The 23026-nt window shown below is 66.3% G+C and carries 16 protein-coding genes and 1 pseudogene; 7 read left to right on the top strand and 10 right to left on the bottom strand.

Annotation, left to right across the window (positions count from 1 at the left end; genetic code table 11):
- The first annotated feature begins 95 nt into the window (after window positions 1–95).
- From ABD729_RS04515 to pgl, 6 genes are all read left to right on the top strand, one after another.
- The gene (locus ABD729_RS04515) at window positions 96–2141 is read left to right on the top strand and encodes a WD40/YVTN/BNR-like repeat-containing protein (RefSeq protein WP_344708960.1); all 2046 of its coding nucleotides are present in this window, start codon (window positions 96–98) and stop codon (window positions 2139–2141) included.
- Between the two features lie 449 nt (window positions 2142–2590).
- Window positions 2591–5674 carry an Ig-like domain-containing protein gene (locus ABD729_RS04510; protein WP_344708959.1) on the top strand — a complete coding sequence of 1028 codons (3084 nt, stop codon included), beginning with the start codon at window positions 2591–2593 and terminating at the stop codon, window positions 5672–5674.
- A 259-nt stretch (window positions 5675–5933) separates the two neighbouring features.
- Window positions 5934–7655, top strand: a complete 1722-nt coding sequence (locus ABD729_RS04505; RefSeq protein ID WP_344708958.1) for a type I secretion system permease/ATPase — start codon at window positions 5934–5936, stop codon at window positions 7653–7655.
- On the top strand, window positions 7655–9058 hold the full coding sequence (locus tag ABD729_RS04500) for an HlyD family type I secretion periplasmic adaptor subunit (protein ID WP_344708957.1): 1404 nt from the start codon (window positions 7655–7657) through the stop codon (window positions 9056–9058). Before ABD729_RS04505 ends, ABD729_RS04500 begins: the two co-directional genes overlap by 1 nt.
- A gap of 104 nt (window positions 9059–9162) precedes the next feature.
- Window positions 9163–10983, top strand: a complete 1821-nt coding sequence (locus ABD729_RS04495; protein ID WP_344708956.1) for a TolC family outer membrane protein — start codon at window positions 9163–9165, stop codon at window positions 10981–10983.
- Window positions 10984–11067: 84 nt separating this feature from the next.
- A complete protein-coding gene (pgl, locus tag ABD729_RS04490) occupies window positions 11068–11769 on the top strand; it encodes a 6-phosphogluconolactonase (protein ID WP_344708955.1) in 702 nt (233 codons plus the stop codon).
- Between the two features lie 102 nt (window positions 11770–11871).
- Here pgl and fghA read toward each other — a convergent pair whose 3' ends face one another.
- The 3 genes from fghA to ABD729_RS04475 are packed head-to-tail and all read right to left on the bottom strand — an operon-like array spanning window position 11872 to window position 14243.
- Complete coding sequence (gene fghA, locus ABD729_RS04485; protein WP_344708954.1) at window positions 11872–12705, bottom strand: S-formylglutathione hydrolase; 834 nt, start codon at window positions 12703–12705, stop codon at window positions 11872–11874.
- 11 nt (window positions 12706–12716) lie between these two features.
- Window positions 12717–13106 (bottom strand): VOC family protein, encoded by a 390-nt coding sequence (locus ABD729_RS04480; protein WP_344708953.1) that lies wholly within the window; start codon window positions 13104–13106, stop codon window positions 12717–12719.
- Window positions 13107–13130: 24 nt separating this feature from the next.
- Window positions 13131–14243 (bottom strand): S-(hydroxymethyl)glutathione dehydrogenase/class III alcohol dehydrogenase, encoded by a 1113-nt coding sequence (locus tag ABD729_RS04475; RefSeq protein WP_344708952.1) that lies wholly within the window; start codon window positions 14241–14243, stop codon window positions 13131–13133.
- A 46-nt stretch (window positions 14244–14289) separates the two neighbouring features.
- Here ABD729_RS04475 and ABD729_RS04470 point away from each other — a divergent pair, with 46 nt between their 5' ends.
- On the top strand, window positions 14290–15048 hold the full coding sequence (locus ABD729_RS04470; protein WP_344708951.1) for an SDR family NAD(P)-dependent oxidoreductase: 759 nt from the start codon (window positions 14290–14292) through the stop codon (window positions 15046–15048).
- A 3-nt stretch (window positions 15049–15051) separates the two neighbouring features.
- Here the strand turns inward: ABD729_RS04470 and ABD729_RS04465 are convergent, their stop codons facing one another.
- From ABD729_RS04465 to ABD729_RS04435, 7 genes and pseudogenes are all read right to left on the bottom strand, one after another.
- Window positions 15052–15867 carry a class I SAM-dependent methyltransferase gene (locus tag ABD729_RS04465; RefSeq protein ID WP_344708950.1) on the bottom strand — a complete coding sequence of 272 codons (816 nt, stop codon included), beginning with the start codon at window positions 15865–15867 and terminating at the stop codon, window positions 15052–15054.
- 116 nt (window positions 15868–15983) lie between these two features.
- Window positions 15984–18038, bottom strand: coding sequence for an ATP-binding protein (locus ABD729_RS04460; RefSeq protein WP_344708949.1), 2055 nt, complete (start codon window positions 18036–18038; stop codon window positions 15984–15986).
- Window positions 18039–18054: 16 nt separating this feature from the next.
- Window positions 18055–18414, bottom strand: coding sequence for a hypothetical protein (locus tag ABD729_RS04455; protein WP_344708948.1), 360 nt, complete (start codon window positions 18412–18414; stop codon window positions 18055–18057).
- On the bottom strand, window positions 18411–20543 hold the full coding sequence (scpA, locus tag ABD729_RS04450) for a methylmalonyl-CoA mutase (RefSeq protein ID WP_344708947.1): 2133 nt from the start codon (window positions 20541–20543) through the stop codon (window positions 18411–18413). The genes ABD729_RS04455 and scpA overlap by 4 nt, the downstream gene beginning before the upstream one ends.
- 42 nt (window positions 20544–20585) lie before the next feature.
- Complete coding sequence (mce, locus tag ABD729_RS04445) at window positions 20586–21005, bottom strand: methylmalonyl-CoA epimerase (RefSeq protein WP_344708946.1); 420 nt, start codon at window positions 21003–21005, stop codon at window positions 20586–20588.
- A 7-nt stretch (window positions 21006–21012) separates the two neighbouring features.
- Window positions 21013–21234 (bottom strand): hypothetical protein, encoded by a 222-nt coding sequence (locus ABD729_RS04440; protein WP_344708945.1) that lies wholly within the window; start codon window positions 21232–21234, stop codon window positions 21013–21015.
- Between the two features lies 1 nt (window position 21235).
- Window positions 21236–22769 (bottom strand): annotated as a pseudogene (locus tag ABD729_RS04435) (acyl-CoA carboxylase subunit beta).
- Window positions 22770–23026: the final 257 nt, after the last annotated feature.

Here is a 23026-nt window from a genome sequence, read left to right as displayed (position 1 = left end):
TCGGCGCAGGGGGGTTCGTCACCGGGCTCGACATCAGCAGAGACGGCAAGCGCTTTGCCTGCCGGACCGACGTCACCAATGCCTATGTCCGTGACGTGGGCGATGGCTTCTGGCGCCCGCTCTTTTCTCCGTCGAGCATGGCGCCGAAGGATTATGATCCGCTCCCCGAGCACAAGGACAAGGCAGACTCGCTCGGCGTCGCGGGAATTCGGATCGCCCCTTCGAACAAGGACATCATCTTCGCGGTCTTCTGCGGCTACGTCTGGCGATCGGCCGACGGCGGCCGAACCGTTCAGCGCACTCGTTTTCCACAGAAGCGCTTCAATCCGAATGGGGGATGGCAGCGGCTGTTCAACCCGACCGTGGACATTCATCCCGTGGATCCCTCGTCCGTCCTGGTCGGGACCTGGGGTGAAGGGGCATGGTGCACGGCCGACGGTGGCGCAACGTGGCGCCAGGCCGACCTACCCCCGGCCGAGGGCACTCCCGACGGGCAGGAAGGCATTCATCTGGTTGCCTTCGACCCCGCCCAGCCCAATCGGGTCTACGTTTTTGTCGCCGGACTGGGGCTCTTTCGTTCCGATACCGGGCCAGGCGGCAAGTTCGACCTGCTGGCCGGCGGACCCACGCGCAGTTCCAACATCGTTCCCGGTCCGGGTGGCGACCTGTTCGTCTGCGAGTTCAGCAAGGATCGGTGGGGCGGGAAGGTATGGCGCTATTCGCCCATGGCTGGCTGGACATCCGCCCAGCCGAAGCGTGAAGCGATGACGCTGGCGTTCGATCCGCGCAAGCCCGGCACGGCCCTGCTGGTCAACGCCGACGGCGTCTTGATGAAGTCGGATGACTTCTGCGCGACCTTTGCCGAGCTTACCGGTTGGAAATGGGCCGAAAATGGCGGCGAGATCCAGTGGATGGGCGGGCTCTCGACGATGTATCCGGCACAGGTCAAATTCGACCCCAATGTTCCTGGACAGGCGTGGATCGCGCAGGGCGTGGGGGTGGCGAGCGCCAATATCGACGATCCGGCCATTCGAGTTCAGGATTGGTCGGCCGGGATCGAGGAACTCTGCGCCTGGTCGACGCTCTGTGTTCCCGGCGGAAAGACGTATCTCGCGGCGATGGACAAGCCGTTCTGGCGTGTCGACAGCCTGTCCGCCTACACGAATGACTTCCGATTTCCGGTACTCGAGGGCAACGGCCACAACGCCGACTTCGTCGCCTTTGCAACGTGGATGGATTACGCGCCCGAGGACCCGCGCTTCCTTGTCGGTGTGGTGGCACCGGGCCAATGGTCGGGTCCCGGCTACACCACCAATGGCGGTGAAAGCTGGAAAGTCTTCAGTGGCCAGCCCGAAGGTGGGTGGGGCAAGGGCGGTTGCATCGCCGCCGCGTCCAAAACCAATTTCGTCGTGCTGCCCTCGAACAACGCTCCAGGCGTCTACACGCTCGACGGCGGGAAGAGCTGGGCTACGATTAAACTTGACGGGAAGAGCCCCACTACTGGGTTCGCCAATGCGTTTTATGTCGGCCGCAAGAACCTTAGCGCAGACAAGAGTAGGCCGGGCACCTTTGCGCTCGTCTTTACGACGCTCAGTGGCAACGACGAGTATCTCAACGTGCTTGGCGGGTTGTGGCTGTCTCGTGACGGCGGCCGGTCATGGACGCAGCAACTGGCCGGCCTGATTGGTCCGCCCGGTACGAAGCCGCGGGAAGTCGCGGTGGCGGGCGGGGACGCAAGGCAATTCTGGCAATGCCAGCTCGAGTATGTTCCGGGGCGAAGTGGCGAATTGGTCTACACGCCACACGCCGACCTTTCTGCCGACCGTTTCTTCTGGTCACAGGATGATGGAAAGACCTGGGCGGAACTCCACAAGTCGATCCGCAACGTCCGCGCGTTCGGCTTTGGCAAGGCAGCCCCGGGCCAAGCGCGGCCGTCCCTCTTCTTCTGGGGTGAAGTCCGCGGTCGTCAGGGGCTATTTGCAAGCTTCGATTGGCTGGCGAGCGAACCGCGCCTCGTCTCCCGCTTCCCGAGCCAGATGCTGGCCAACGTCTCATGCATCGGTGGAGACCTGAACAATTTTGGACGGGTCTACGTGGGGACGTCCTGCGCCGGCTGGGTCAGGGTAGACGTCGAAGCCTGACCATTTTCGGACAAGACCCCATCGGCCACAGCTGTCCCTGCATCCTTCAATCCAAAGTTGATGGATTGGTTCGTCGATAACGTTCCCTCGTTTCGTCGCCGAGCGGCTTCGAATCGCCGTATACAGCTTCACACTTGGTGGCGCTGGCCAAACAAACCCGTCAGGGGCCGCGCCGGCAAGCGACCAGCAGCCGGTCAAATCTCGTAGATTATTCAGGTTCTTAACCGCCGGGGGGCGGGCTGGAATTTACTCCGGGATGGTCAGAATTCCGTTCTCTTCGGAGACGGTATCTTAACCAATTTGGCCGACTTCTGTCTGTGCGAGCCCGCCCCTGGAACGTCAGCCCCGGGGTGGTCAGGAATAGCCGGGAGGGATTCATGGGAAGTACTTTCCCAAACGATAGCGCTTGGAAGCCAGTCAAGATCGGTGCGGGTGGCTGGATCACCGGCATGGACATCGCTCCTGATGGAACCATGGTCGGCCGGACCGACACCTACGGTGCGTATCTTTGGAACGGAACGAGCTGGGACCAGCTCGTTACGGCTGCCAGCATGCCGGCCGACGTGAAGGGCATGGGCGGGGTCTTCGAAATCCGCATCGCGCCGAGCAACACGAACATCTTCTACATGGCCTTGCACGGGGGAATCTATAAGACCACCGATCGCGGCCAGACCTGGGTCAAGACCAGCTTCCCGGTTGGAACCTTCGATGCCAATCAAGCCAACCGCATGGACGGCCAGAAGATGGCCATCGATCCGAATAATCCCAATATCGTCTTTGCGGGAACGCAGACCGACGGTCTGTGGGTTACTCGTGACGGGGGTACGTCCTGGTCGAAGATCGCTGCAGTTCCTCAAGGTACCAACGGCAATGATCCCTCGCTGACGGGAATTTCGATCAAGGGTTCGAACGTGTTCGTCGGAACCGCTGGAAGCGGTGTCTATGCCAGTACCGACGGCGGTTACAGCTGGAAGAGCATCGGCGGACCGGCCGATGTTGCCAACGCGGTCATCGCGCCCGACGGCTCCTATTATGCCGCTGGCGGCAACACTTATTCTGCCCTGTACAAGTATGCCAACGGCACCTGGACCATTCTGCCGACGGCCGGCGGCGTGATCCAGTCGGTCTCGATCGACCCGTTCAACGCCAATCACATCGTTGCAGTCGGCGAAGGCGGAACGCTCCAGGAGAGCTGGGACGGCGGCAAGAGCTTTGGTGGCTGGAACTGGGCCGGAAGCATCGAATCGACCAAGGACGTGTCGTGGCTGGAGACCAGCGGCGGTTACATGTCGTCCAGCACGATCATTTTCGACCCGTCGGTACAGGGCAAGCTCTGGCAGTCGGCGGGCGTCGGCGTGTTCGAAACTGCACTTCCGAGCGGCGGGTTCGCCTGGAATACCCCGATCGTGTGGAATTCGCACAGTATGGGGATCGAGCAGCTCGTCGGTAACGAGATCATCGCACCCCTCGGCGGCAACCCGATCGCCGCTTCGTGGGACCGCCCGTTCTTCGAGGTCACCAACCCCGACAGCTATGCCAGCAGCTACGGCGGCGGCGGATTCTCGATGGGCTGGTCGGTCGACTATGCCTCGTCCAACTCGAAGTTCATCGTCGGCATCTCGGACTACTTCGGGACCGAGAACAGCGGCTTTTCGATCGATGGCGGCAAGACCTGGCAGAAATTCGCTGGTCTTCCGTCCTGGGCCAATGACACCGTTGGCGGCAGCATCGCGGCGAGCACCGACAAGAATTTCATCTGGGTAACCTCGGGCAACAACGCTCCCGCCTACACGCTGGACGGCGGCAAGACCTGGAGCCTCATCTCCATTCCGGGCGTCACCGACTGGTACATGGTGCACCAGGCCTATTACCTGAACCGGACCTCGATCACGGCTGATCGCGTTCTGCCCAACACCTTCTACCTGCAGGACCCTAATAGCGGCGTCTATCGCACCACCGATGGCGGGGTCAGCTGGACCAAGATGTTCAGCGGCCAGCCGGCCGACTGGTCCTATTGGAACGCCAAGATGGAAGCGGTGCCCGGCAGCGCCGGCGAACTCTACTTCACTTCGGGGCCGCAGGGTTCGGATCAGTTCGGCGTGCTTAGCGCCTTGTCGCTGATGCATTCGAAGGACGGCGGCGCGAGTTGGCAGGCCGTCGCGGGCGTCACGGCAGGCACCTTCGGCTACGGCGCTCCCGCGGTGGCTGGCGGTCCGGCAACGGTCTACATCCACGGCTACGTCAACGGCGATTACGGGATCTGGTATTCCGCCGATTCCGCCAAGACCTGGACCAAGATCGGCGAGCACCCGATGGGAAGCCTCGATGGCATCCGCACCATCTCGGGCGACATGGACAAGTTCGGCGTGGCCTATGTCGGCTTCGGCGGGTCGGGTTATGCCTATATCGACTTCAGCGGTTCGGCTCCGGCGCCCTCCACGCCGCCGTCGGTTCCGACCACCCCTCCGCCGAGCCAGCTTGGCGTCATCGCAAGCGCGCTCGACGATGTCGGGACCGCGGTCAGCGTCGGCAACAATGCAGTGGTCAACGATCCGACGCCGACCCTTGCCGGCACGCTGTCGGCGGCGCTCGGCACGGGGCAGAAGCTGTCGATCTTCCGCGATGGCCAGCTGATCGGCGATGTTTCGCCGACCACCACCAACTGGAGCTTCACCGATCCGGGCGCGACCGACGGCAAGCATGATTATGTCGTCAAGGTCGTCGACGCGCTGGGCCAGTCGGGCACTGTCTCGAGCACCTTCTCGCTGACGATCGACACGGTTGCCCCCAACCAGGCAGTCACGGTGACCGCGGCCGGTGGCGATGCCAACGGCAGCACCAGCACCAGCACCGCTCTCCGCATGGCAAGCGCATCGGCCGGCACCACGATCAGCGGGACCGTCGGCGGCGCGCTCGGTGCCGACGAAGTGCTGGTCGTGTTCCGCGACGGCGTCCGGCTCGGCACGGCTTCGGTTTCGAACGGAAGCTGGACCTACAGCGACGGCGTGACCACGGGCACGTTCAAGTATACCGCGCAGGTCCAGGATGCCGCCGGCAACCTTGGCCAGATGTCGTCGGTGCTGGCCGTCCAGCTCGGCCTCAACGACATCCTCGGGACCACCCGCAACGACGTGCTGGTCGGAACCAGCGGCGCCGATCGCTTCTCGGCGGTGGGTTCGGCGAAGAACCTCGGCAAGGGCACGATCGACGTCCTGACCGGCGGGTCGGGTGCGGACCAGTTCGTCCTCGGCGACTCCCGCGGCCGCTTCTATGACGACGGTTCGAGCCGGACGTCGGGCGCGGACGATTTCGCCCGCATCACCGACTTCTCGCTCTCGCAGGGCGATCGGCTCCAGTTGAAGGGCACTGCCGCCGAATATCTGCAGGGCTGGATCAACAACCTGCAGGGCTTCTCCGGCACGGGCATCTATCACGACACCAACGGCAACGGCGTGCTCGACAATCGCGACGAGCTGATCGCCCTTGTGCAGAACCACGGCCCGATCGATCAGAGCGCTTTCATCTACATCTGATCGCCAGGCCCTCAAAAAGCGAAGGCGTCCTTGCCGCAAGCGGCAGGGGCGCCTTTACTTTTTCGCTTTATCGTGCTGAAAGAATTGCATAATCGGCCTGCGGGCATGTGACATGCAAGCCACCCTTCCCCGCCATAATCGTCAATGCGAACATTTGGGCTGCGCGCGCTCTTAAAGAGCTATTAACCATATCGGGCGAGAGCGGACGGGCACGTGGCCGGGCACTGAGCGGTACACCCAAGAGGAACAAGGACAGGCAATGAACGAGGCGATCAGGACCGCACTTCAGGCCTGCCGACGACACTTCACGTCGGCCATCGTATTCAGCGCGCTGGTCAACCTGCTCTTCATCGTGCCGATGCTCTACATGCTCCAAGTGTACGAGCGGGTGGTGCCGACCCGCGGGCACACCACGCTGTACATGCTCACCCTCGTGCTGCTGGTCGGCCTCGTCACCATGGCCGCGCTCGACACCCTGCGCTCGCGGCTCCTGGTGCGGGCTGGAGTCCGGCTCGACGCGCAGCTTGCCAAGATCATTCTCCAGTCGACCCTCGGCCGGCCGAGCCAGGGAAGACAGCGCAACGCACTCCAGGCGATGCGCGAGTTCGACACCCTGCGGCAGGCGATGACCGGACCGGCGATCCTTGCCGCGCTCGATGCGCCGTGGGTGCCGATCTACGTGCTGATCGCCTTCCTGGTCAGCCCCTGGATCGGGGTGCTGGCGGTGGTCGGCGCGATCCTCGTCATCCTTCTTGCCATTCGCAACGAACAGGTCACCCGCGCCCGCCTGCAGGAAGCCAATCAGGCCGCCGGGCTGACCTATTCCGACTTCGAGACCGCAGTTTCCGCCGGCGACGTGGTCCGGGCGCTTGGCATGCGCGATGCGATGGTGAGCGGCCACCTGGCGCAGCGCTCGCACATGATGCGCCTCCAGACCGAGGCGAGCCTTGCCGCGAGCGGCGTCACCGCCACGTCCAAGTTCGTCCGCCAGTTCCTCCAGTCGCTGGCGCTCGGCGTCGGCGCGCTGCTCGCGATCGACGGGCTGATCAGTCCGGGCGCGATCTTTGCGTCGATGTTCATCGTCGGCCGTGCGCTGGCCCCGATCGATCAGATGGTCGGCAACTGGCGCGGCATCATCCAGGCCCGCGGCGCCTGGAATACGCTGAACGAGTTGTTGAACCAGGCCGGTCCCGACATCGCCCTGACCCAGCTGCCGCGTCCGCAGGGCCAGATCGAGGTCGAGGACCTTCACGTCATCTCCGAGGACGGCCAGCCGATCCTCCAGAACATCTCCTTCACGGTGAAGCCAGGTCAGGTGATCGCGATCGTCGGCCCGAGCGGTGCGGGCAAATCGACCCTGGTCCGCGCACTGGCCGGCGCAGTCGTGCCCAACCATGGCGCGATCCGGATCGACGGGGCCGACCAGCGCAACTGGGACCCGCAGCGGCTGGCCGAGCATGTCGGCTTCATGCCGCAGGAATCGACGCTGTTCCGCGGCTCGATCAAGGAAAATATCGCGCGGTTCCGCAACCGGTTGGGCGAAGATCCCGCGCAGATCGACACCGACGCGATCGCCGCCGCGCAGGTCGCCGGCGCGCATGACCTGATCCAGCGCCTGCCCGGCGGCTACGACCAGCAGCTTGGCCTTGGCGGGCGCGGTCTGTCGGCGGGCCAGATGCAGCGCGTGGCGCTTGCCCGCGCCCTGTTCCGCGGCCCGTCGGTCCTGATCCTCGACGAGCCCAATTCGAACCTCGATGCCGACGGCGAGCAGGAACTGCTGCAGTGCCTGCACCAGTGCAAGACGCGCGGCACCACCATCCTGCTGGTCGCGCACCGCATGAGCATGATGCCGATCGTCGATGGCCTGATGATCGTCCAGGACGGCCGCATCGCCGCTTACGGTCCCAAGCATGAGGTCATGCAGAAGATCGGCGCGCAGAAGGCCATGTCGCCCCCCTCGCCTACCCCCGGAGTTGCGTGATGACCGCCATGGACCTCGATCTCACGGCCACTGCGCTTCCCGCGAAGTTTGGCGGCTTTGGCGGCATCGGCGGCCAGTCCTCGGCGTCGAGGGGCGTCGACGACCCGAGCTTCGACATGCGACTCGGCTACCTCATCGCCTTTCTGTTCTTCGTGGTCGTGATCGGCTGGGCGGCGATCGCCAGGCTCGATGCGGCGGCGATGGCTGGCGGCAGGCTGGTCATCGACGGCCAGCGCCAGGCGGTCCAGCACCGCGATGGCGGCGTGGTCGGTGAGATTCGGGTCCGCGAAGGCCAGCGGGTCGAGAAGGGGCAGGTCCTCCTGACCTTGTCCGCCGCCGACGTCCGCGCGCAGGAGCGTGCCCTATCGGCGCAGGCGATCACGCTGTTCGCGCAGCGGGCCCGCCTGCAGTCCGAGCAGATGGGCCGCGCGACCATCATCACGCCACCCGAATTCGCCAGCATGACCGATCCCGAGGATCGCGCCTCGATCGAACAGGCGATGACCATCCAGCGCGCGCAGCTCCGCACCCGCATCGCCGTGGTGCAGGCCCAGCGCGGCGCCCTTGCCCAGCGCCAGTCGGGCGCGGGCAACATGGGCCGTGGCTATGGCGAGCAGGTCTCGGCACTAGAGCAGCAGATCCGCTCGCTCGACCAGGAACTCGAAAGCCTGCGCGGTGTCGCGGCCGAGGGGTTCGTTTCCCAGAGCCGGATCCGTGCACTGGAGCGCGCGCGGGCCGAGCTGATCGGCCAGCGTGGCCAGTATAGCGCCAACGTTGCCCAGACCCGCGATCAGGCCGGCGAGAGCCGCCTCCAGTCGCTGGAAGCGCAGAGCGATTATCTTGCCCGCAGCGCGTCCGAACTGCGCGACGTCGAGGCTGCGCTGAACGAGGTCGTCCCGAAGCTCGCCGCCGCCCGCGACCAGCTTGAGCGGACCGTCATCCGCAGTCCCGCGACCGGGACGGTGGTTGGCCTCCAGGTGTTCACCCCGGGCGGCGTGATCGCGGCCGGCCAGCGGCTGATGGACGTCGTTCCCGATCGTGCCGCGCTGCATGTCGAGGGCAAGTTGACGGTCAACGACGGCGACGACGTGGTTGCCGGGCAGACCGCCTTCGTTCGGTTCGATTCCCTTCACGAACGCTCGCTTCCGCCGCTTGAAGGCAAGGTGACGCGGGTGTCGGCCGACAGCTTCACCGATGAGAAGACCGGCGAAAGCTTCTTCACAGCCGCGATCGAGGTGCCGCCGTCGCAGCTCGCGCTCCTCAAGGAAGTGCGCGGCCCGGACTTCAAGCTTCGCGCCGGCATGCCCGTCACGATCGAGATCCCGGTGCGTCGCCGCACTGCCCTCCAGTACATGCTGGAGCCGATCACCTCGGCGATGCGTAAGGCCGGCCGGGAGCACTGATCCACAGTTTTCTGCCTGGCGCGGGTTAAACCGCGTTAACCACGGTTGCTCTCTGCTTCGTCAACGTTCACTTGTCGTAATGACAAGGGGGGATGGGGGCCAGCTTGCGGGGAGCGACCGCGACTGTCGGGTTCGGAAGATGGCCTGCAGGGCTGCTTGCAGGCTCGGCCATCGCGCTCGCCATTCTCAGCGCTCCAGCCTCGGCCGACACGCTGCGCGATGCCCTTCTTGCAACCTACGACACCAGCCCGGTCCTGAACGCCCAGCGCGAGGCGCTGAAGGGCAGCGACGCCGGCGTTGCCCTCGCCAATGCCGAAGGCCGGCCGCAGATCGCCGCGACGGTGGGCATCAACCGCGACCTCACCCGCTCGGGCGTGCTCGTCACCACCCGGACCAAGGGGCCGATCCTGTCGGGCGGCCTCGACGTCAACCTGCCGCTGTTCGCCGGCGGCCGGGTCCGCAATGGCATCGAAGCCGCCAAGGCGCGGGTCCAGGCGGGCCGTGCGGGACTGAAGGCGGTCGAGGGCGACGTCTTCGCCGAAGCGGTCGAAGCCTATATGGACGTGCTGCGCGACCGCGCGATCCTCGACCTCAACGACAATCAGGTCCGCGTCCTGACCGAGAATTTGCGCGCGACCTCGCAGCTCTACAGTGCTGGCGACCTGACCCGGACCGACATCGCCCAGTCGCAAGCCCGCCTCAGCAGCGCCAAGGCGCAGCTCGCGCTTGCCCAGTCGCGGATGTCGGCGAGCGAGGAGAATTACCTTCGCGTGGTGGGCAAGCGGCCCGACGGCCTCTCCTCGCCGCCCCCGCTTCCGGCGCTGCCCGCAACCGCCGACGAGGCGACCCGCATCGCGATCGCCCGCAACCCCCGGCTGACCGCCGCCCTCCAGCAGGCGCGCGCCGCGGGCCTCGACGTCAGGGTCGCCTTCTCCGAACGCCTGCCGAGCCTGTCGGGCGTGCTTGGCAGCGACTACGTCAACTATCTCAACGATCAGCCGGGTGTCGGCGTGCCCCGTGCCGGGGTGCAGACCAGCATCGGCCTGACCACCCGCATCCCCCTCTACCAGGGAGGCGCGCCCGCCGCCCGTGTCCGCCAGGCCCGCGCCGCCGAAGGCCAACTCGTCGAGCAGACCGTCGCAACCGAGCGGACCGTCGTCGCCAATGCCCGGTCGGCCTTTGTTGCCTACCAGGCTTCGCTGAAAGCCATCCAGTCGAACATCGATGCGGTGGATGCCAACGAGCTCGCGCTTCGCGGTGCCCGAGCCGAACGCAGCGTCGGGTCGCGCACGGTGATCGAGGTCCTGAACGCGGAACAGGAATTGCTGGGCGCGCAGGTCCAGCTGATCGCCTCCCGGCGCGACGCCTATGTCGCCGGATTCCGGCTGCTTGAGGCGATGGGCCAGGCAAGCTCGGAGGATCTCGGACTGGAGGGCGGCGCCCTTTACGACCCCCTGGGCAACTACAAGAAGGTCGCGGGCAACTGGAATGACTGGGGCGGCGCACCACGGCACGAGGCGCGGTCCACCTCGACCGTCAAACTGGCGGAAGGGCTGCCCGACCATGTGACCGGGACCGAACCGCAGGTCGCGATGCAATTGCCGCCGCCGCCCTCGCAGCCTGCACCGGTCGCGGTCGCGGCGGCACAACCCGCACCATCCCCGCATTCCTCCTCGGCCCCGGCCAAGGCCCCTGCTGCTACTGGCGGCTGGGCGATCCAGCTCGGCGCCTTCGCCCGGCCCGGCGCGCCGCAGGCGCTGTATGCAAGGGTTGCGAGCAAGATCGGCGCGCGCCAGCCCATCTATCTTCCGGCCGGCCGCGTCACCCGCCTGCTGGTCGGCCCCTACCAGAGCCGCTCGGAGGCCGAGGACGCGTGCCGTACGCTCGGCACCGCCACGCCCTGCCTCCCGCTACGCCGCGACTGATCGCCTCTCCGCCCGTCTGGCCTTGACCCGGCAATCCTGCCGGACGAAGGCGCTCGCCTGCACGAAACACGCGAGGAATGCCCGATGATCGAAGCCGAATGGTGGGAATATGACAGCGTCGAGGAAATGGCCGACGCGGTCGCCGGCGACGTCGGCTTCATCATCGAAAGCGCGATCGACGCGCGCGACGCATCGCTCCTCGCGCTGCCGGGCGGCAAGACCCCGCTGCCGATCTTCGGCAAGCTCGCCGCGCAGAAGCTCGCCTGGAAGAAGGTCACCATCGTCCCGACCGACGAGCGGCTGGTCGAAGTCAGCGACGAGCGCAGCAACGCGCGGCTGCTGGCGCAAAGCTTCATGCGGGCAGGCGCGCGGGTGATCCCGATCGGCGGCGAAAATGCCGACGTGGAGGCCGCGGGCAATATCGCCGACGCGCGGCTGCAGGACCTGCCCTGGCCGCCCGACCTCGTCTGGCTCGGCATGGGCGGCGACGGGCACACCGCCTCGATCTTCACCGGTCCTGACATGCAGAAGGCGCTGGATGCGCCCAAGGCGCGCCGTGCGGTGGGCGTCCGTCCCGACCCCATGCCCGCGGACATGCCGGTCGCGCGCGTCACCCTCACCCGCGCGGCGCTGCTGTCGGCGCGGACGCTGATCATCACCATCACCGGCCAGGACAAGCGCGACCTGCTGGAACAGGCGATCGCCGACGGTCAGTCGAGCAAGCTGCCGATCGGCCGGGTGCTGGCCGAGGCCGAGCAGCCAATCGACATCCACTGGGCGCCTTAATCGGTTCTCGCCATTGCGAGCCGGAGGCGGAGCAATCCATGGTTCAGTCCAGCGGATTGCCTCGTTTCGCTCGCACTGACAGCTCAGGAGGCAGGGTGAGGACTAGCGCAGCCGCTCCGCGTGCCACGCGAGGTGATCGGCCATGAAGGTCGAGACGAAGTGGTAGGAATGATCGTAGCCTGGGCGCACGGCTAGCTCGAGCCGCTGGCCGGCATTGTGGCACGCGGCCTCCAGCAACTCGGGGCGAAGCTCTCTCTCGAGGAACGGGTCGGCCCCGCCGACGTCGACCTTTAGCGCCGGGACCCGCGCCCCGCCCTCGATCAGCGCGACCGCATCATGCGCGCGCCACGCGTCGCGGTCGGCACCGAGATAATGCGAAAAGGCCTTTTCCCCCCACGGCACCTGTGACGGCGCGACGATCGGCGCGAAGGCCGACACGCTGCGGAAGCGGCCGGGATGGCGAAGCGCCACGGTCAGCGCGCCGTGGCCGCCCATGCTGTGGCCGGTGATCGCCTGCGCGCCCATGTCGAGCGCCGGAAACTCGGCCGCTACGAGGGCCGGAAGCTCGTCGGTGACGTAGCTCCACATCCGGTAATTGGCCGACCACGGCATTTCGGTCGCATCGATATAGAAGCCGGCGCCAAGGCCGATGTCCCAGCCCTCCGCATCCGCCACCCCCTCGCCCCGCGGCGAGGTGTCGGGCGCGAGAAAGGCGAGGCCGAGCTCGGCGCAGGAGCGGCGATACTCGCCCTTGTCGGTGACATTGGCGTGGGTGCAGGTCAGGCCCGACAAATAGGTCACCAGCGGCACCGCCCCTCGCTCGGCCTGCGGCGGCAGGAAGAGCGAGAAGGTCATCGGCGTGGCGGTCGCCGTGCTGTCATGGGTGATGACGAGCTGGCGGCCGCCATGGCTGAGGATGTCGGACCCGACCTGCATCGCTTGTGGCCTCAAGCGTCCGCCGGCATCCGGTGCATGGCGCAGAGCTTGTTGCCATCGGGGTCGCGCAGATAGGCGAGGTAAAGGTTCACGCCCATGCCACTGCGCACGCCGGGATCATCCTCGATCGGCGTGCCGCCGGCCGCGATGCCGGCTTCGTGCCAGGCATGGGCCTGTTCGGGACCGGTGACCGAAAAGCCGAGGGTGCAACCGTTGCCATGCGTCGCGGGCTGGCCGTCGATCGGCTTGGTGATGATGAAGATGCCCCCGTCTTTGAGGTACATGACGCGGCCCTTGGGATCGACCCGCCCTTCCCGGCCGCCAATGGCGGTGAACAGGGCATCATAGAATTTCTTGGACCGCTCGATGTCGTTCGAGCCGATCATGACGTGCGAAAACATGGGTTCTCTCCTCCCGCTTGTTGTTCAGTAGACCACGACGGCGCGGATGCTTGTCCCTGCGTGCATCAGATCGAAGCCCTTGTTGATCTCCTCAAGGCTCAGCACGTGGGTGATCATCGGGTCGATGGCGATCTTGCCGTCCATGTACCAGTCGACGATCTTGGGCACGTCGGTCCGCCCCTTGGCGCCCCCGAACGCCGTCCCGCGCCAGTTGCGCCCGGTGACCAGCTGAAACGGACGGGTCGCGATCTCCTTGCCGGCTTCGGCGACGCCGATGATGATCGAGGTTCCCCAGCCGCGGTGGCAGCATTCGAGTGCGGTGCGCATGACCTCGGTGTTGCCGGTGCAGTCGAAGGTATAGTCCGCGCCGCCGTCGGTCAGCTCGACCACCCTGGCGACGATCTCGTCGCGGCTCATTCCGCGGGTGTTGAGGAAGTCGGTCATGCCGAACTGGCGTCCCCATTCCTCTCGGTCGGGATTGAGGTCGACGCCGATGATCCGGTTGGCACCGGCCAGCCGTGCGCCCTGCACGACGTTGAGCCCGATCCCGCCAAGCCCGAACACCACGACGTTGTCGCCGACCTGGACCTTGGCGGTGTTGACCACGGCGCCGACCCCGGTGGTGACCCCGCAACCGATATAGCAACTGGTCTGGAACGGCGCGTCCTCGCGGATCTTCGCAACCGCGATCTCGGGCAGCACGGTGAAGTTCGAAAAGGTCGAGCAGCCCATGTAGTGGAAGATGGTCTCTCCCTTGTAGCTGAAGCGGCTGGTCCCGTCGGGCATCAGCCCCTTGCCCTGCGTCGCGCGGATGGCGGTGCACAGGTTGGTCTTGCCGGAAAGGCACGACTTACACTGGCGGCATTCGGGCGTGTAGAGCGGGATGACATGGTCGCCCGGCTTCACCGAAGTGACCCCTGCGCCCACCTCGCGCACGATCCCTGCCCCCTCGTGGCCGAGGACCGAGGGGAAGATGCCTTCGCTGTCGAAGCCGTCGAGCGTGTAGGCGTCGGTATGGCAGATGCCGGTCGCCATGATCTCGACCAGCACCTCGCCCGCCCTGGGCCCTTCAAGATCGAGTTCGACAATCTCCAGCGGTTGCTTGGGGGCAAAGGCGACGGCGGCTCGGGTCTTCATGGGCCGCCTGTTGCCACTTCCGGGCTGCTGCGCCAAGCACCGTCGCATGACATGGGCAACTGGCAAGCATGCACTCATCACCGGCGCTGGCACGGGCATCGGCGCGGGCGCCGCGCGGGCACTGGCGGCGGCGGGGGCCAGGGTCTCGCTGCTGGGCCGGCGGCCCGAGCCGCTGCAGGCAGTCGCCGCGCAGACCGGTGGCCGGGCGATCCCTTGCGACGTTACCGATCCCGAAGCACAGGCCCGCGCCTTTGCCGAAGCGCGTGACGCCTTCGGGCCGCTCGACATCGTCATCCTCAACGCCGGTATCGGCGACAGCCGTCCGTTCCTGCGCACCGGGCGCGAGACGTGGAACGCGATCATCGCCACCAATCTCACCGCGCTGTTCGACGGCGCGCAGCTTGCGCTTCCGGATCTCCAGGCCGCGGGCAAGCGGCTGATCATCGTCGCCTCGGTGGCGGGCCTGCGCGGCGGTGCGATGGCAGCGCCCTATGTGGCGTCCAAGCACGGCGCGGTCGGCCTCACCCGCAGCCTCGCGCTCGAGTTCGCGCGCACTGGGCTGACGGTGAACGCGATCTGCCCGAGCTTCGTCGATACGCCGATGGTCGACGACAGCGCCGAGCGGATCGCCGGCGCGACCGGAAAGAGCGTCGAGGAAGCACGCGCGCTGCTCGCCCGGACCAACGGCAACGGGCGCCTCATCACCGTCGGCGAGGTCACCCACGCCATCATGCAATTGTGCCACTCGGACGCGAGCGGCACCAACGGCGCCTGCGTGACGATCGACGGCGGAACGAGCGCCTGAGGCTCAACCCCGCGGCTTGACCGCCGTTACCCGCAGGAAGGTCGCGGAAATGACGGTCCGGTCCGGTTCGCCGCTGTTGTTCTGCGCCTCGAACAGGGCGACGAGATCGCGCTCCAGCTCCTGTTCCCGGCCAGCCTCCCGCGCGGCGGCAAAGGCGTTCATGGTCGGGCCGTAATAGTCGCGGAAGTGCGCGACGAAGCTCGCCGGCGAACCGTCGTGGCGGAACACGAATGAATCGCGTTCGCAGGTGACATCGTCGATCCCCGCGGCGGCAAAGCGGTCGCGGACATGCTCTTCCTGGCCCCACAGCATCGGACTGACGAAACCTTCTGGCGGGGGCGGCGAATAGGCGGCGCTGGTCTTCAGGATCTGCGCGACGAGGGTCGGGTCGCCGGGAATCCAGTTGCCCATGGTGATGGTGCCGCCGGGCCGCGTCACCCGCGCCATCTCCTTCGCGACATCTTCCGGACGAGGCGCGAACATGGCGCCGAAGACGCTCACCACGCGGTCGAAGGTGCCGTCGTCGATACCGCCAAGATCGCTCGCGTCGCCTTCCTGGAAGCGGCAATTGGCAAGACCTGCCGCCTCGGCCCTGCGGTTGCCGGCAGCGACCAGATTGGCCGCGATATCGACGCCGAGAACGTCCGCGCCGCGCTCGGCGGCGGGAAGGGCGGTGGTGCCGTCCCCGCAGCCAAGGTCGAGCACCTTTTCGCCCTCACGCACGCCGATGCGATCGACCAGTTCGGCGCCGCTCTGCCGCATGGTGTCGGCGATGCGGGTGAAGTCACCCTTTTCCCACAGGGCCTTGCTCGCGTTCATGGGTCACTCCGACGTGCCTGATGGACTGCCAGGGGGACAGTCGCCCGACGCATGAGTGAGCCGCCACTGCCGGGTTGCCCCGGGACGGCCAGACGCGATGCTAGCACAAGTGCGGCTTATTCAAACTCCACGATCACCTGGTCGACCGCGACGCTCTCGCCCGCGGTGACCGGCGTGGCCTTCACCGTCGCGCTCTTTTCGGCGCGGAGGATGTTTTCCATCTTCATCGCTTCCATCACCGCGATCGGCTGCCCGGCCTCGACCTTGTCGCCAACCGTGACGTCGAGCCGGGTGAGCAGGCCCGGCATCGGCGCAAGCAGGAGGCGTGAAAGGTCGGGCGGGACCTTCTCGATCATGTGCCGGGCAAGTTCGGCGACGCGCGGGGTCATGACCGTCACGCGGTGGCTTCCGCCGCGCGTCGTCATCCGCAGCGTGCGGCCCTGCCGATCGACCAGCACGGTGCGGCTGCGGTGGCCGATGCGGGCGCGAACGAGGCGCTGGCCCGGCGCGTAGTCGGCATCGAAAGCTTGTGAATCGCCGCCGTCGACGACCACCTTGTCGAGGGTGAAGTGGACGTGATGCTCCGCCCCGCCATCGAGGCGCACCACATGCTCGCGCGCAGGGGGCGAAGGCCGGCCGAGCTGCTGGTCGATCTGCAGCCCGCGGCTTTCGTGCACCGTGCCGATGAAGGCCGCCAGCGCGCTGAGGTCGGCAGTCAGCGTTTCGTCCAACGGAGCACCGGTGAAGCCGTCGGGATATTCCTCCGCGATGAAGCCGGTGGTGATTTCGCCTGAGCGGAAGCGCGGGTGCTGCATCAGCGCGGAAAGGAAATCGACATTGTGGCTGATGCCACCGATCTCGAACGCGTCGAGCGCCTCGACCTGCGCGTCGATCGCGGAAGAGCGGTCCGGACCCCAGGTGATCAGCTTGGCGATCATCGGGTCGTAGAACATCGACACCTCGCCGCCTTCGAACACGCCGTCGTCGACCCTTGTCCTTGTCTCGTTCGTGCTGAGCGAAGTCGAAGCACCGTCGCGCCCGCGCCCTTCGACTTCGCTCAGGGCGAACGAGGTTTTCGGAGGCTGATAGCGGACCAGCCGCCCGGTGCTCGGCAGGAAGCCGCGATAGGGATCCTCGGCATAGACGCGCGTCTCGACGCTCCAGCCGTTCAGCTGCACCTCGTCCTGGGTGAAGGCCAGCGGCTCGCCGGCGGCGACGCGGATCATCTGTTCGACGAGGTCGAGGCCGGTGATCTCCTCGGTTACCGGATGCTCGACCTGCAGCCGTGTGTTCATCTCGAGGAAGTAGAAACTCTCGCCCGTCGTGTCGGCGCCCGACACGATCAGCTCGACCGTGCCGGCGCTGTGGTAACCGACCGCGCGGGCCAGTGCGACGCACTGCTCGCCCATCGCCTTGCGCATCTGCGGCGTGACGAATGGCGAGGGCGCTTCCTCGACCACCTTCTGGTGGCGGCGCTGGATGCTGCACTCGCGCTCGTTCAGGTAGACAATGTTGCCGTGCTTGTCGCCGAGCAGCTGGATCTCGATGTGGCGCGGGCTTTCGATGAACTTCTCGATGAAGACGCGGTCGTCACCGAAGCTGGCGAGGCCTTCGCGCTTGGTCGCCTCGAAGCCGTCGCGGACGTCCTGTTCGGACCAGGCGAGGCGCATCCCCTTGCCCCCACCACCGGCCGAGGCCTTCATCATCACCGGATAGCCGATCTCGCCCGCGATCCGCACCGCGTCATCGGTGGTCGCGATGTCGCCGAGAAAGCCCGGCACGACGTTGACGCCCGCGGCCTGCGCCAGCTTCTTGGATTCGATCTTGTCGCCCATCGCGGCAATCGCATTGGCCGGCGGGCCGATGAAGGCGATGTTCTCCGCGGCCAGCGCTTCGACGAAGCTCGCGCGCTCGGACAGGAAGCCGTAGCCCGGGTGGACCGCCTCGGCGCCGGTCGCCTTGCACGCCTCGATGATGAGGTCGGCCTTGAGATAGCTCTCGCCCGCCGGCGGCGGCCCGAGCCGCACCGCCTCGTCCGCCATCCGCACATGCGGCGCGCGGGCGTCGGCATCGGAATAGACGGCGACCGTCTTGATGCCCATGCGGCGTGCGGTGCGGATCACCCGGCATGCGATTTCGCCGCGGTTGGCGATCAGGATCTTGGAGAACATCGGGCTACGCCTTGCGTCAAAAGAGGATGGAGAACCAGACCACCAGGAACCCGCCGACACCCATGCCGAGAAAGCCCGTGGCCGCGCGGATGTAGATCCAGGCCTTGCTGCCCAGCGCCTGCCGGTTCTGCCGGGCCTGGAGGATGGCAGAGCTCGCCGACAGGGCGAGCGCCCCGCTGATCCCGAAGGCCGCCAGCAGGATGCCGACGAGCAACGGCTGGATGGCCTTGCCGCCTGCCGACTGGGTCACGGTGATGACCCCGCCGATGGCCAGCAGCGCGATGGACAAGAGGTGCTTGGAATAATCGTACAGCAAGATGCCGCGGTCGCGGTCGTCATCCGGCGTGTCGGCGCCGAGGTCCACGGGCTCGATCATTCGGCGGCCTCGTCCAGCGGCGGCTTGTTGTGGCCAAGCAGGCGGAGGACTTCGTCGGCGGCGTCCGCCAGATTGGTGCCCGGACCGAAGATCGCCTGGACACCCGCGGCGCGCAGCTCGGCATAATCCTGCGCGGGAATGACGCCGCCGGCGATCACCTTGATGTCGGCGTGGCCCAAGTCCTTGAGGTGTCCGATCAGTTCGGGGATCAGCGTCTTGTGACCGGCCGCGAGGCTGGAGGCGCCGACCACGTCGACCTTTTCCTCCACCGCCAGTTCGGCAGCTTCGCGCGGGGTCTGGAACAGCGGGCCAGGGACGATCTCGAAGCCGAGGTCACCAAAGGCCGAACTGACGAGGTTGGCACCGCGGTCGTGACCGTCCTGACCCATCTTGGCGACCAGCATCCGGGGCTTGCGGCCCATTCGGCTGGTAACCGCAACCGTGCCCTGCTTGGCCTCCTCCCAGCGCTGGTCCGCGCGCTGGCCGTAGATGCCGGAAACGGGTTCGGGCCTGGTCGCATAGCGCCCGAAAGCGCGTTCGAGCGCGTCGGAAATCTCGCCCAGCGTGGCGCGGGCGCGCGCGGCGGCGACACTGAGGTCGAGCAGGTTGGCATCGCTTCGAGCGCCGGCTTCCAGCGCGTCGAGCGCCGCCTGCACCGTGGCCTCGTCGCGGTCGCTGCGCAGCTTGGCCAGCCGCTCGATCTGCCCGGCACGGACCTTGGCGTTGTCGACCTCGAGGATGTCGAGCTCGGCCTCCTCAGGCAGCCGGTAGCGATTGACGCCGACGATCACCGCTTCGCCGGTATCGACCTTGGACTGGCGCAACGCCGCGGCTTCCTCGATCCGGCGCTTGGGCAGGCCTTCGGTCACCGCCCTGGTCATGCCGCCCAGCTGCTCCACTTCCTGGATCAGCGCCCAGGCCTTCTCCTCGAGCTCGCGGGTCAGTGCCTCGACATACCAGCTTCCGCCGAGCGGATCGGCGACCGCGGTGACGCCGCTTTCCTCGGCCAATATCAGCTGGGTGTTGCGCGCGATCCGGGCCGAAAAGTCGGTCGGCAGCGCGATCGCCTCGTCGAAGCTGTTGGTGTGAAGCGACTGGGTGCCGCCAAGCACCGCCGCCAGCGCCTCGATCGTGGTGCGGACGATGTTGTTGTACGGATCCTGCTCGGTGAGGCTCACGCCGCTGGTCTGGCAGTGGGTGCGCAGCAGCTTCGATTTCTCGGACTTGGCGCCAAGGTCGGTCATGATCCGGCCCCACAGGGTGCGCGCCGCGCGCATCTTGGCGACCTCCATGAAGAGGTTCATCCCGATGCCCCAGAAGAAGCTCAGCCGTGGGGCGAAGGCGTCGATGTCGAGACCCGACTTCACCGCGGCGCGGACATATTCCATCCCGTCGGCGAGGGTGTAGGCCATCTCCTGAACCGCCGTCGCCCCGGCCTCGTGCATATGGTAGCCCGAGATCGAGATGCTGTTGAACTTGGGCATCTCGCGCGATGTATAGGCGATAATGTCGCTGACGATCCGCATCGAGGGTTCGGGCGGATAAATGTAGGTGTTGCGGACCGCGAACTCTTTCAGGATGTCGTTCTGGATGGTCCCGGTCAGCGCGGCGCGCGGCACGCCCTGCTCCTCGCCCGCGACGATGTAGAAGGCGAGCACCGGAAGCACCGCGCCATTCATGGTCATGCTGACTGACATCTCGCCGAGCGGGATGCCGTCGAACAGCAGCTTCATGTCCTCGACGCTGTCGATCGCGACGCCCGCCTTGCCGACATCGCCGGTGACGCGAGGGTGGTCGCTGTCGTAGCCGCGATGCGTCGCAAGATCGAAGGCGACCGACAGCCCCTTCTGACCGGCCGCGAGGTTGCGGCGGTAGAAGGAGTTGGATTCCTCGGCGGTCGAGAAGCCCGCATATTGGCGGATGGTCCACGGCCGCCCGGCGTACATCGTCGCATACGGCCCGCGGGTGTAGGGCGCGATGCCGGGGTAACCGGGCTCGATGCCATCCGCATCCTCGGGAACGTAGACGGTCTTGAGCGTGATACCCTCGGGCGTGGTGCGGCTGAGATCGGCTCCGCGCGCTTCCTTGGCGGCGAGGGCTTCCCAGGCAGTCTTCTTGTCATCGGCCATGCGAGGGCAACTAGCCCCAAGCGAGCCGCGCGAAAACCCTGACTAATGCGCCTGTTTGGGGCTTTCCATGATCTCCGTCAGCATCCCGCCCATGTCCTTGGGGTGCAGGAAGAAGATCGGCGTGCCATGCGCACCGATCCGGGTGGGCCCGAGGATCCGGGTGCCGAGGCTTTCGAAATGCGCGCGCGCTTCCGCGATGTCATCGACCTCGAAGCAGACGTGGTGCTGCCCGCCCTGCGGGTTCTTCTCGATGAACTTGGCGACCGGGCTGCCCTCGCCCAGCGGCTCGATCAGTTCGATCTGGCTGTTGGGCGCATCGACGAAGCAGACCCGCACGCCCTGCGCCGGCAGGTCGAAGGCCGGCGACGAAGGCTCCGCGCCGAACAGGGTGCGATAGGTCTCGAGGCTCCGCTCGATCGAGGGGGTGGCAACCCCGACATGGTTTAGGCGTCCAAGTTTCATCGGTATCCTACTTCAACGCTTTCAGGGTGGAGACGATCAGGGCTGCGAGTGAAATGCCGACCAGCACCAGCTTGAAGCAGATCAGCAAGCGGGCCCGGTTGGGCTCGATGCTCCGGCTCGCCATCGCCCCGCTCTCCTGCACGATTTCGGACCGGAGGGCGTGGAAAAGCCCCCGGCCGAACGCGACGCTCAGGAGCAGGAAGATGAGGGGCGCGAGCCAGCGGTCCATGTCACAGCGGGATGTTGTCGTGCTTCTTCCACGGGTTCTCGAGGCTCTTGTCCTTGAGCTTGCGCAGGCCCAGCGCGATCTTGCGCCGCGTTTCCTGTGGCTGGATCACGTCGTCGATAAAGCCCATGCTCGCCGCCACGAAGGGGTTGGCGAAGCGGTCTTCATATTCGCGGGTCTTCTCCGCTATCTTCTCGGCATCGCCGCGGTCCTGGCGGAAGATGATCTCGACCGCGCCCTTGGCCCCCATCACCGCGATCTCGGCGGTCGGCCAGGCATAGTTCAAGTCACCGCGCAGGTGCTTGGACGCCATGACGTCATACGCCCCGCCATAGGCCTTGCGGGTGATGACGGTGATCTTGGGAACGGTCGCCTCGGCGTAAGCGAACAGCAATTTCGCACCATGCTTGATGATGCCGTTATGCTCCTGGCCGACGCCGGGGAGGAAGCCCGGCACGTCGACGAAAGTCAGCAGCGGAATGTCGAAGGCGTCGCAGAAGCGGACAAAGCGCGCCGCCTTCTTGGACGAATTGATGTCGAGCACGCCGGCCAGCACCATCGGCTGGTTGGCGACCACGCCGACGGTGCGGCCCTCGATCCGGCAGAAGCCGATGATGATGTTGGCGGCGTGCGCGGGCTGAAGCTCGAAGAAGTCGCCCTCGTCGGCGACCTTCCGGATCAGTTCGTGCATGTCGTAGGGCTGGTTGGCGCTCGGCGGGATCAGCGTGTCGAGGCTGGGCTCGGCCCGGTCCCACGGATCCTCGCTCGGTCGCTCGGGCACCGCCACGCGGTTCGACAGCGGCAGGAAGTCGAAGAACTCGCGCGCCGCCAGCAGCGCGTCGATGTCGTTCTCGAGTGCGAGGTCGGCAACCGACGACTTGGTCGTGTGGGTGACGGCGCCGCCCAGTTCTTCCTGCGTCACGACCTCGTTGGTGACGGTCTTCACCACCTCCGGGCCGGTGACGAACATGTAGCTCGAATCCTTCACCATGAAGATGAAGTCGGTCATCGCCGGCGAATAGACCGCGCCGCCGGCGCACGGGCCCATGATGAGGCTGAGCTGCGGCACCACGCCGGAAGCGAGCACGTTGCGCTGGAACACCTCGGCATAGCCCGCGAGGCTGGCGACACCTTCCTGGATGCGCGCGCCGCCTGAATCGTTGAGGCCGATCACCGGTGCGCCGACCTTCATCGCCGCGTCCATGATCTTGCAGATCTTCTGCGCGTGGCGTTCCGACAGCGAGCCGCCGAACACGGTGAAATCCTGCGCGAAAACATAGACCAGCCGGCCGTTGATGGTGCCGCTGCCGGTCACCACGCCGTCGCCGGGGAAGCGCTGGTCGGCCATCCCGAATTCGGTCGCATTATGCTCGACGAAGGCGTCGACCTCCTCGAAGCTGCCCTCGTCCAGCAGCACGTCCAGCCGCTCGCGAGCGGTCAGGCGACCCTTGGAGTGCTGGGCGTCGATGCGGCGCTGGCCGCCCCCCCATCTGCGCTGCGGCGCGGCGACGTTCGAGTTCGGCAATGGTACTGCTCATGGGCGCAAGCTCTTCGGGCCAAGCCCGGGCTCCGTCAACTCGGTCAATTATTCACTCTGACCATTATGGCCCTCGGCCGGAACTTCGCGCTGGCGCCGCCCGTTCAACCCTCATCGCTGACTGCTACTAATCCGTTGTTGCAGTGCAGCATCACCAACCGAGGATCCGCCTTCCCGCGGAACCCGACTCGGTTGATTGTTGTTCGGTCGTAATAATCAGCTCTTTCGAGAGGTTCATTTCGCATGTTCGAGACTGTC

The sequence above is a fragment of the Sphingomonas humi genome (assembly GCF_039536725.1).
Lineage (GTDB): Bacteria > Pseudomonadota > Alphaproteobacteria > Sphingomonadales > Sphingomonadaceae > Sphingomicrobium > Sphingomicrobium humi.
This window is presented reverse-complemented; position numbering and strand designations above follow the sequence as displayed.